The sequence below is a fragment of the Enterococcus olivae genome, from assembly GCF_053760925.1.
In genome coordinates this window covers 1-9,877 of record NZ_JBSMVT010000045.1, presented here as the reverse complement: position 1 = coordinate 9,877, position 9,877 = coordinate 1, and the positions used below count along the sequence as shown (strand labels likewise).

General features: G+C 40.1%; 10 protein-coding genes. 3 read left to right on the top strand and 7 right to left on the bottom strand.

The genetic code is table 11. The annotated features are described in order from the left end of the window. Window positions 1-132 precede the first annotated feature (132 nt). Both ACWODM_RS15850 and ACWODM_RS15845 read left to right on the top strand, forming a co-directional pair. Window positions 133-402, top strand: coding sequence for a hypothetical protein (locus ACWODM_RS15850; RefSeq protein WP_455322299.1), 270 nt, complete (start codon window positions 133-135; stop codon window positions 400-402). 72 nt (window positions 403-474) lie between these two features. Next, window positions 475-936 (top strand): universal stress protein, encoded by a 462-nt coding sequence (locus tag ACWODM_RS15845; RefSeq protein WP_455322298.1) that lies wholly within the window; start codon window positions 475-477, stop codon window positions 934-936. 234 nt (window positions 937-1,170) lie between these two features. Here ACWODM_RS15845 and ACWODM_RS15840 read toward each other — a convergent pair whose 3' ends face one another. From ACWODM_RS15840 to ACWODM_RS15815, 6 genes are all read right to left on the bottom strand, one after another. Continuing rightward, window positions 1,171-2,751, bottom strand: coding sequence for an ABC transporter (locus tag ACWODM_RS15840; protein WP_455322297.1), 1,581 nt, complete (start codon window positions 2,749-2,751; stop codon window positions 1,171-1,173). Continuing rightward, window positions 2,744-3,490 (bottom strand): ABC transporter ATP-binding protein, encoded by a 747-nt coding sequence (locus tag ACWODM_RS15835; protein ID WP_455322296.1) that lies wholly within the window; start codon window positions 3,488-3,490, stop codon window positions 2,744-2,746. Before ACWODM_RS15835 ends, ACWODM_RS15840 begins: the two co-directional genes overlap by 8 nt. Window positions 3,491-3,686: 196 nt before the next feature. After that, a complete protein-coding gene (locus ACWODM_RS15830; protein WP_455322295.1) occupies window positions 3,687-4,571 on the bottom strand; it encodes a YitT family protein in 885 nt (294 codons plus the stop codon). Between the two features lie 202 nt (window positions 4,572-4,773). Continuing rightward, window positions 4,774-5,955, bottom strand: coding sequence for a MalY/PatB family protein (locus ACWODM_RS15825; RefSeq protein ID WP_455322294.1), 1,182 nt, complete (start codon window positions 5,953-5,955; stop codon window positions 4,774-4,776). Between the two features lie 81 nt (window positions 5,956-6,036). Further along, window positions 6,037-6,837, bottom strand: a complete 801-nt coding sequence (locus ACWODM_RS15820) for an aldo/keto reductase family protein (RefSeq protein WP_455322293.1) — start codon at window positions 6,835-6,837, stop codon at window positions 6,037-6,039. A 48-nt stretch (window positions 6,838-6,885) separates the two neighbouring features. After that, window positions 6,886-7,761: an alpha/beta hydrolase fold domain-containing protein gene (locus ACWODM_RS15815; RefSeq protein WP_455322292.1), complete on the bottom strand. Its 876-nt coding sequence runs from the start codon at window positions 7,759-7,761 to the stop codon at window positions 6,886-6,888. Between the two features lie 105 nt (window positions 7,762-7,866). Between ACWODM_RS15815 and ACWODM_RS15810 the strand changes: the two genes are divergently transcribed. Beyond that, window positions 7,867-8,682, top strand: coding sequence for a hypothetical protein (locus ACWODM_RS15810; protein ID WP_455322291.1), 816 nt, complete (start codon window positions 7,867-7,869; stop codon window positions 8,680-8,682). A 53-nt stretch (window positions 8,683-8,735) separates the two neighbouring features. Here ACWODM_RS15810 and ACWODM_RS15805 read toward each other — a convergent pair whose 3' ends face one another. Beyond that, a complete protein-coding gene (locus tag ACWODM_RS15805) occupies window positions 8,736-9,377 on the bottom strand; it encodes a YdeI/OmpD-associated family protein (RefSeq protein ID WP_455322290.1) in 642 nt (213 codons plus the stop codon). Window positions 9,378-9,877 lie beyond the last annotated feature (500 nt).

The window sequence follows — 9,877 nt, the reverse complement described above, 5'->3', positions numbered from 1 at the left end:
CTCTCAATCCATTAAGTATATTTTCTCAAATAATTGAGTAAATACCAAATAAGAATAACAAAAGGTTCTTAAGGTTCTCCTCTAAAATCGAAAGATTAAAACCTTAAATATAATATACAAGGAGGAACGAATATGACTATCTTTTTACTGATTCTTACAGCGGGTATCTTGCTGTTTCTAGGGATTACTTTATTAAAACAAAACTTATTTTACTCACTGATCGAAAAAAATGAAGACAATCGTCGTTTTCTTCAGATCTATGGCTGGACCTATGTGACACTAGCCATCATCAGTGGGCTGTTAACACTTACTGAACAAACTTACATGATCCTTGTTTTTGTTGCAGTCATGATGTTCGTTTCTGCATTATTTAGCGTACAATTTTCCAAAAAAATGCGTTAAAAAGGATTCTGCTTTTCTTTTTTCTAGGAAATAGCTTACAATGTAAGTAAGAAGAAGAAAGGACGTGGGGTTATGTTGCAACAATACAAACGTATCATGGTTGCCGTAGATGGTTCCAACGAAGCAGAGCTAGCTTTTCAGAAAGCTGTCAACGTCGCAAAAAGAAATCAGGCAGAACTGCTACTTGTCCATATTATTGATACTCGAGCATTTCAAACGATCACTTCTTTTGATACAGTTTTGGCAGAACAAGCGACTGAAATGGCCAAGGAATCTTTGAAGGAATACGCTGCTTCTGCCAATGAACAAGGGTTGGCGACTGTGGAAACTGTGATTGAATATGGCTCGCCAAAAGGAATCATTGCTAAACAAATTCCTGAAGAAAGACAAATCGATCTGATCATGCTAGGTGCAACCGGACTTAATGCAGTAGAGCGCTTGTTTATTGGTTCTGTTTCAGAATATGTCATTCGTCACGCAAGTTGTGATGTTCTGATCGTTCGAACAGATACTGAGAATCACTTGCCTGAATAACCAAAAAAAGAGGGTGCTTCTAAACAAGAAGCACCCTCTTTCTTATTGGGAGGTATATTCCCAGGGGTTATTGTGAAAGATGTTGGGTTCATCTTTAACACCAAATAGCCAACAGCAAGGAAATGTCCTTGACTGTTTCTTTATTTAACCATTTCCTTTGTAAAATGTAAATAACTTTGTCTAAATTTTCTGAATATTTCCTAAAATGATCTTTCATTCATTTGATAGCTGTTTTTAAAAACGCGACCAAAAATTTTGTTGGTAATGGCGGCTCCATGAATACAGTCCTATGAAAAATACAAGAAAGATTGGTAGATCCAGTAACCAAAAAGAAATAAACATCGTACCTACTCCATAAGCAACCAATAAAATCCCACTAACAAGGATTCCTCCCATCATGGTGAAGACCATACCCATATTGCCTGCGCCTCGAGTAAAAAGCTGACCAATGTTGGTCCAGTTCAACTGAAGCAGACGATAATCTCTTGAAAAGTAACGCATAGACAAGATATAGGTAGAAAAAATATTGCCGAGAATCATACTGACTAAGTGAAGCAAAGGCAAATGGAAGATTAGCCCCGTCAGCAATGCGATCAGACTATTGATGATCAGTTGGATGCCGCAAGCAAAACGAAATTTCTCACGCAAATACCTTTCCATTGATAACGGCAATGAACGGATAAACAGAAAATTTTCTTTATCCAACGAAATAATGTTAGCGACAAAGGACATCTGATTCACAGATAACAGCGAAAAAGCTACCCCTGCAAAAAAGACCAGACCGACAAATCGATTCGTTAAAAAGCTCAAATCGTAGCCGCCGCTGATAGCAAAACTGATAATAAAGATGACTGGAAGTAAAACTGAATTAGAAAAAACCTGCATGATCAGATTGGGATCACGAATCAGTTGAAAATTATAGTTCAGCAAAAGCTGCCGTAAGTTTTGATTTTTCTTATAGGTTCTCTTCTCTGTAGAAATTCCTGGAGAAGCATCCAATAGTTGATCGTAAAGCCTTGGCAATAAGGTAAGCTTGATCAAAAAGAGCATGATTACAGTGACAGTGAGTAGCCCCAGCAAACTAAGAAGTCCCTTTGTTGAGAACGGGGCTGCACTGGTATAGAAGAAAGGCATAAAAATCGATATAGCGCTACGGTCCATCATCTCAAAATCTATCGAATTGGTTTGATTATTCATCAACAGGATCCCTATCACTGCGATCCCCATTGTAACGACCAGCAGTAAACTTGTGACGAGCTTTTTATGTTTTTTGAAAAATTTCGTTCTCGTAAGACCAAAAACAATGAAGCTACATATCGAAAAAATTAACGCTAAAAACAAGACAAACTGCAAAATTCCTGACAAGACAACGACACCTATAAATACTCCCGAGCGGATCCCTGTTAATAGAAATACGATCAATACAGGAATCGTAAAGGGAATGACGGTCAGTGCTACCACAACAATTTTTGCCAGAAAAATCTCGACTTGCTTGAATGGCAAGGGCAAATAACCTGCTAGATCCTGACTTTCAAAGAAAACATTGTAAATGACAGAGATACCCTGTGAAAAAGCAATGATTCCAAAAAGTGCCACATAGTAAGTAAAAAAGCCAGGCATTCGACTAAAATCCGTCAACATCATTGTGAAGCCATAGATCGCTAAAAATAGAACACCTGACAGCAGATACTGATTGATCAGAGATCTTGTCAATTTTTTCCCGCTTTTTCCTGATCCCCTTGCTTTCGTTGTTGCTTGCGGATTTGCATATAACAGATTGATCTTAGTCAATTCTAGAAGTTGCTTTTTATTCATGATCCGCCTCCGCTTCCTGTGCGTGTCGGCCAGTCATCTTCAAATAGATGGCTTCCAGTGATTCAGTTGGTGCGGTTTCCAGTAGTGTTTCAACAGAACCATTGTAGAGCAGTTCTCCTTTTTTCAAAATGGCTAACTGATCACACAGCTGCTGAGCGGTATCTAGGACATGCGTTGAAAAAATGACGGTTTTTCCTTTATCAGCATGTGCACGCATCATTTCTTTGAGATCGAAGGCTGCTTGAGGATCCAAACCTTGCAAAGGTTCATCTAAGATCCAAATGTCTGGATCAGGAAGCAGAGCACCAATCAGGATCGTCTTTTGACGCATCCCATGAGAAAAGCTGGACAGGGTCTCTTCCTGATGTTCCAACATATCGAATAATTTCATCAATGTTTGCAGACGTTCCTGTTTTTCTAAGCTATCCACTTCATAAGCCGACGCGATCAGATCCCAATATTCTGCGGCTGTTAATTGTAAGAACATATCCGGTGTGTCCGGTACATATCCGATTTTTTTCTTGATTGCTAAGCGATGTTCAACAAGATCCAGACCATCAACAGTGATCGTTCCTTCTGTTGGCTGAATGATGCTAACTAGGCTCTTGATCGTTGTCGATTTTCCCGCGCCATTATGACCAAGAAATCCAAAAATCTCTCCTTGATGAATCGTTAAATTCAAATGATTCAATGCTTTTTTCGTTCCATAATGTTTGCTAAGATTTTTTATTTCAATCATACAAACCCTCCTCTGCTTCAATTGTAACAAAAAATAGGACAGTAACATAATCTAACAGTAAAACATCCAAACAGTAGAAGTTTGCTCTCAAGGTTCAGTTGGTCCTCATCGCAATGTCACTTAATGTTAGTGATATTCCTTCTAGCTTGTTCGGAAATTTTTGTCTGTTTTTTACTTATGTTACCGTCCTATTTTTCTATAACTGATTCATTTCTACGCCATAGTCGTCGGCGACTTTTTTCAGACTGAATCCACGCCCGTGGACTTCACTGGCATTTAAGATCACACAAAAAGCAGTGTCATCAATCGTCAATACAGCCTCTTTGACTGTTGAAAAATCCTTTTCGCTGATTACTGTCATTAACAGCTTTCCTGGTGTTTGACTGTAGCCACCTTCGATCGGAATCAACGTCACTCCTTTATCCAAGGTCGTCGTCAATTCATGATGGATCTCAGCATATTTTTGCGAGATGATGAGCACATTTTTCGAACGATCCAGACCAACCTGTGTCATATCGACGACACGTCCAATAATAAACAAGCTGATTAGTGAAAACAGCATAACATCTGTATCAAAAGCGATAAAGGCCGAAAGAATCACAAAACCATCAACGATCAAGATCGCGATCCCCAAGGACAAATTTAGGTACTTATGAACGATCTGAGAAATGATCGCTGTTCCTCCTGTCGATGCATTCCCTCGAAAAACTAACCCCAAGCCGATCCCTGTCAAGATGCCTCCAAAAAGTGAAGCTAAAAAAATATTTTCTGTAATGATTGGAAAATGCGCTGTGATCCCCACAAAGAATGGATAGATCAAACTGCCAAAAACTGTTTTTAAACCCACATCTTTTCCTAGAAGCATAAAGCACAGGATCAGTAACGGGATATTGATCGTATAAAGAATTATTGCCGGATTCCAGCCAAACAAGTGATTTAGCACGATACTGATGCCGTTTACCCCACCTGCTACGATTTTATTTGGTAATAAGATACTATTGATCGAAACAGCTAACACAAAGGCTCCTGCTACGACGAACAACGCTTCTTGTATCTGTTGTTTTGTTAAAAGTTTACTCATTTCTTTCCTCCGATATATTGACAATGAATAGTGAACCGTTTTTCATCATATCATGAGTTTTCGCCGACTTCTAGTAAGAAACAACAAGAATTTTCTCATCTTTGCAAAAAATGTTACAATTCATCGCCAAAAGTCTACGACATCACGCAAGATATAAGAAAAAGATCCTGCCTATCCTATCAGAATAAGCAGAATCTTGTTGTTATTGTTGGATCGCACCGATCAATTGATTGATACTTTGTTCAATGATTTCTGGGGTTGTCGCTAAGTTGATCCGAATAAAACCTTTCGCTCTAGGTGAAAACCATTCGCCAAAATCGATCGCCAGTTTCCCTTCATCTTGCACCACTTGTTTAATTTGCTTTTTATCTACATAAGAGCGAAGATCCAGCCACATGAGATAAGTTCCCTCCAAATCGGCAACGATCACTTCCGGCAATTCCTCTGCCAAACGTTTCTTCGCATACAGATAATTGGATTCGATGGTTTGTAATAACCCATCCAGCCATTCATCAGCTGTTTCATAGGCTACTTTGGCTGCCAACTGACCAATCAAACTATTTTCAGTTTGTTTGTATTGCTTTTTCCAAGCCTGATAGGTTTTACGCAGGTCTTCATCAGGTATCCAGACATGTGAGTTCAACAAGCTGGCCAGGTTAAAAGTTTTTGAAGGAGAATTGACCAGAATCAATTGATCCAAAAACTTACCTTCAGCCACAGAGACACTTGAACAGAATTGATGATCAGACAAAACGATATCCGAATGAATCTCATCTGACAAGACAAGAACCTGATGCTTTTGACAGATGGTCAAGACTGCAGACAATTCTTCCTCCGACCAGACACGACCTACCGGATTATGAGGAGAGCATAAAATAAACATTTTTGGCTGCTGATCAATAATCTTTTGTTCAAAGTCTTTCAGATCCATGACGTATCGTCCATCATCCAAAATCAAGTCTGAAGTCACTAAGCAACGATGCTTGTCGCGAATCGCATGAGAAAAAGGATAATAAACGGGCGTTTGAATAATAATGGCATCTCCTTCTTCTGTAAAACAATCGATCAGATCATAGAGAGATTGCACGACTCCGGTTGAAAAAGACAGCCACTCTTCTTGAAATTTGCTTTGCTCGTGACGCTCCTGCCATCCCTGATAAGCCTGAAAATAATCAGTCGTCACCAAAGAATAACCAAAAACACCATGCTGAATGCGTTCAGACAAGGCATCTCTGACTGTTTCCGGGGTCGCAAATTCCATATCTGCTACCCATACTGGCAGTAAGTCATTGGAGCCAAAACGCTCCTCCAATGCATCCCATTTGATCGAATCGGTTTTCTTTCGTTGAACACTGTAAGTTTTAATAAATTGTTCTTTTTCCAAATGATGACCCTCCCGTCTTGATTGCTGCTTCCTTCCAAGTATACCGTTCAAAAAAAGAGCATGTCAACACATGCTCACGTTTTATAGCTTTTGGATCTTGGCTTTTTCTTCTGTGGTCAATTCAAAGTCGAACAGTTCTAAATTCGCTTTTTGACGTCCTTTATTATGCGATTTTGGAATCACGATCACACCACGTTCGATTTGATAGCGGAGAATGACTTGTGCCCACGTTTTTCCATAGCTTTCACCGATCGTTGACAAGACTTCTTTTGCTTCTTCACTGACTTTCGTCAAGGGTCCCCACGCCTCGGGTACGACCTGATGTTTCAATGAGTACTCAATGATCGGATCATTCCATTTACCTGGATGTGACTCGATCTGATTGACAGCTGGTTTGATCCGACTGTGTTCTAACAAGTAGCCCAATTCTTTTTCAGTAAAATTAGACACACCGATCGCCTTCAAGATTCCTTGGTCTACATACTCCTCCAACACACGCCAGACAGACAGGATTTCGTCTAGATCTTCCCACGGATGATGGATCAAATACAAATCGATGGTGGAAGTTCCTAAAGCAGCCAGACTGCCCTCGACACTTTCTCTTACCGCTTTCTCGTTTTCAGGAGCTTTCGGAATCTTAGAAGTCAGGAAAAATTCTTCACGGGAAAGCTCGCTAGCGGCTACTGCTTTGCCGACAACGGCTTCATTTCGATAAGAAATAGCTGTGTCAAAATGACGGTAGCCTAGAGCAATAGCATCTTCCAGCTCTGAAGTATTGCCATTAATTTCCCCTGTATACTCACGATCGACTTTCCCAAAAGTATTGGTCCCACTGCCTATGATCGGGATTTTTATCCCAGTATTTAACGTAATATATTCCATGTATTGTCTCCTCCTTGTATTTTTTACACTGTCATCAAGTTGCTATTTCTAGACTACCACTCGTTGCAAAAACTCTAAAATAAGTTGCTTGGTTTCTTCCTGAATAAAGGGCGCATCCGCATGTTCGGCTCCTTCAAAAATATAAAATTCAGCTAATACATTCCGAGCCCGTAAAGCTTGATACAATAATTGGCTTTGACTAACGGGAATGATCGTGTCCGCATCTCCATGCAGAATCAGAAACGGCGGTGTCTGTCCTGTGATAAATTTTGTCACATCTGGATAATTCAAAGCATCCAAGGGTATCTGGATTTGTGTCAGCTCATGGATTGCTTCACGTATCCGAAATTTTCGTAAAGAAGTTCTTGGCATCTCTGATAAAAATGCCGGCACCGAAACTAAAGGGTACCAGGGAACAACCGCTTTGACACGACTCGAATATTTGAGATAATCCCCTTTGTCGTATTCCCGTGTGTTGGCCGTAGCTCCTACCAAAGCAGCCAAATAGCCACCTGCTGACTCGCCCATTGCTATAAAGCGATGCGGATCCAGTCCTAACTCCTCCGCATGTGCTTTGAGATAGCGGATCGCCAATTTAACATCCTCGATTTGATCAGGGAATTTGGCTCGCGCCGTGACACTGTAATCAATACTGGCGACCGCGTAGCCTTTTTTAGCAAACCATGCCAGCTCTGGTACCCAGACATTGCGATCCATCGATGAAAAACTACCACCGCACAACCAAATGATCGTTGGCAGATTTCTCGGAGGTTCATCATATGGAAAAGACATTCTTGGACGCATCAAACTCAAACTCAATGGCCGATAAACAGCATTACTTCCTTCCATTCGATGACCATAAACGATCTCCGGAATCAAGTTGATTACTGGCTTTTCCCGGTGCATATGGATTTTTTTGATCATGCTTTTCCTCCTCAATTCGCTTACTACTATATTTCGAGTATACCGCAAACGCTTTTACAAACCAAATAAACACCTATATAATAAAAGAAAAAGGAGTCGATTCAAATGAAACATCTCTTATGGCTCGGAATGTCTTTGCTGATTCTGACTGCCTGTGGGCGTTCTTCAACACCGACAGATGACAGCTCTCGTTTCACTACTGAAGAAACTTCTCAAGGTATCTCAGACGATACTTCTTCATCGAGTGTTGAAACTTCAGCAACAGAAACGATGGGGTCCTCTGAAGAGCAGGCAAATGAAGTAGCCGCTACTATTGTAGGAACTTGGGAACAAGCAAATTTGACACTAATGATCGACAAAGACGGCCATTGGCAATTTGAAGGCGAGATCAATAGTCAAGGAACGCTAAAGGTCGGCATGGAATCCGGTTTGACTAAAATGGTCAAGCTCTACGGTTTTAATGAGAACATTGCCAATATTGGCAACTACTTTATTGCACATGTCAACGAAGCAAACGACAAAATGAGCTTTGGATACCTAGGAACTTTCCATCGAGTGGGCAATACTATGAATGAACTGACAGACACTGCTTATATGGACGTTGTTGAAACAGAGGGCATCGATTTCAGCCGCAGTTTATTGGGAACTTGGACCATGCGTAACAAAGACTACCACTACCAAAGTGTCTGGAACTACAATCCGGATGGCACCTTTGAAATTTTTTCTGATGGCAAAGGCGAAGCAATCACAGGTAACTATACAGTAGAATATCTTGAAGGTGATCGGATCAAGCTTTTCATTGTATATGATGGAGAAACAGAAGAACATTCGACAGAGTACCTCTTAAAGGATGGCCTGCTTATCGAAGAAGAATTGGAATGGGCTACCAGAATTCGCAATACCGATCCAGCAGCACCTTAGATAAAAAGTACCTCCCACATGAAGCGACATCAAACAACGGGAGGTACTTTTCGTTATGCCAGATCTTTTGATTTGATACCTTGATTCAAAAGTTGAACCATCTCGTGGAATCGTTTGTCTTGAGTGGCTTCTCTTTTGGCACTGTAAACATAACGAGCCCAGTTTCGTTGGTAGCCTGGCGTCAGATGTTGAAAAAACTTCTGAGCTTTTGGCTCTGCGGCTAATCTTTTTTCCAAGGTCGGCAAGAACTGGATATAATCAGCCACTGACTGGCTCGGTTTAACAGACTTTTTCTGCACAGTACGTTTGATACCGAGAATCGTATAAGTGTCATCTAGTTTGACCATTTGATTGAATTTATAGTCTGTCCCAGCGATGAATCCATCTTGATCGACCTGTAAAGCAGGAAAGATCTCGTCTCGATGGATAAAAGTCGACCATTTTTTATTGCCTTTTTTAGGATAACAAACGAGTAGACGACCGTTCATTTCCAAAAGTTCAGCCGTAATGATTTTTTGAATCTCTTCTTTCATCTCTTCCAAATCTTTTACAAACAAAATAATTGTTGCTACCGGCTCTGTTGGCTGTTGCTCACTTATATTAAAACCGCTAAAATAATCCATACTCGGGCGATGAAGAACAACAATCGGCTCTTCCATAGTGAGCCTTAATTTTTTGGCTAGTCCCTGCGTCATTGTTTGTCACTCCTCGTATTTCTTTTAATGTATTTAAATTTCTACAGATCGAAATTTTAGTCTGATTGAAATGCCGTATACCATTCCACTAGTTATTGTTTCTAGAGCTACTTCGTTTGAGAGTATTTAAATTTCTAAAAAACGAAATTTAAGTTCGTTTCTCTCTACGCATACCATCTCACTAGCTTAGAGTTCCTAGTAAGTGAGACTGGTAAAGTGGAACTGGCATCCTTATTTCTTTTAATGTATTTAAATTTCTAAAAAACGAAATTTAAGTTTGTTTCTCTCTACGCATACCATCTCACTAGCTTGGAGTTCCTAGTGAGTGAGACTGGCAAAGCGCATTTCTTCCCACTCTTTTTTGATACTGTTACACTAGTGTTGCACAAATAGAGTAAGAATATTCAGATTATTTGTTTTTCTGAAAAATGTTAAAAACGAATAGTGCTGACGCAGAGGATGACTATTTCCAGAATTTTTTATCTGTTATTCAACTAAAT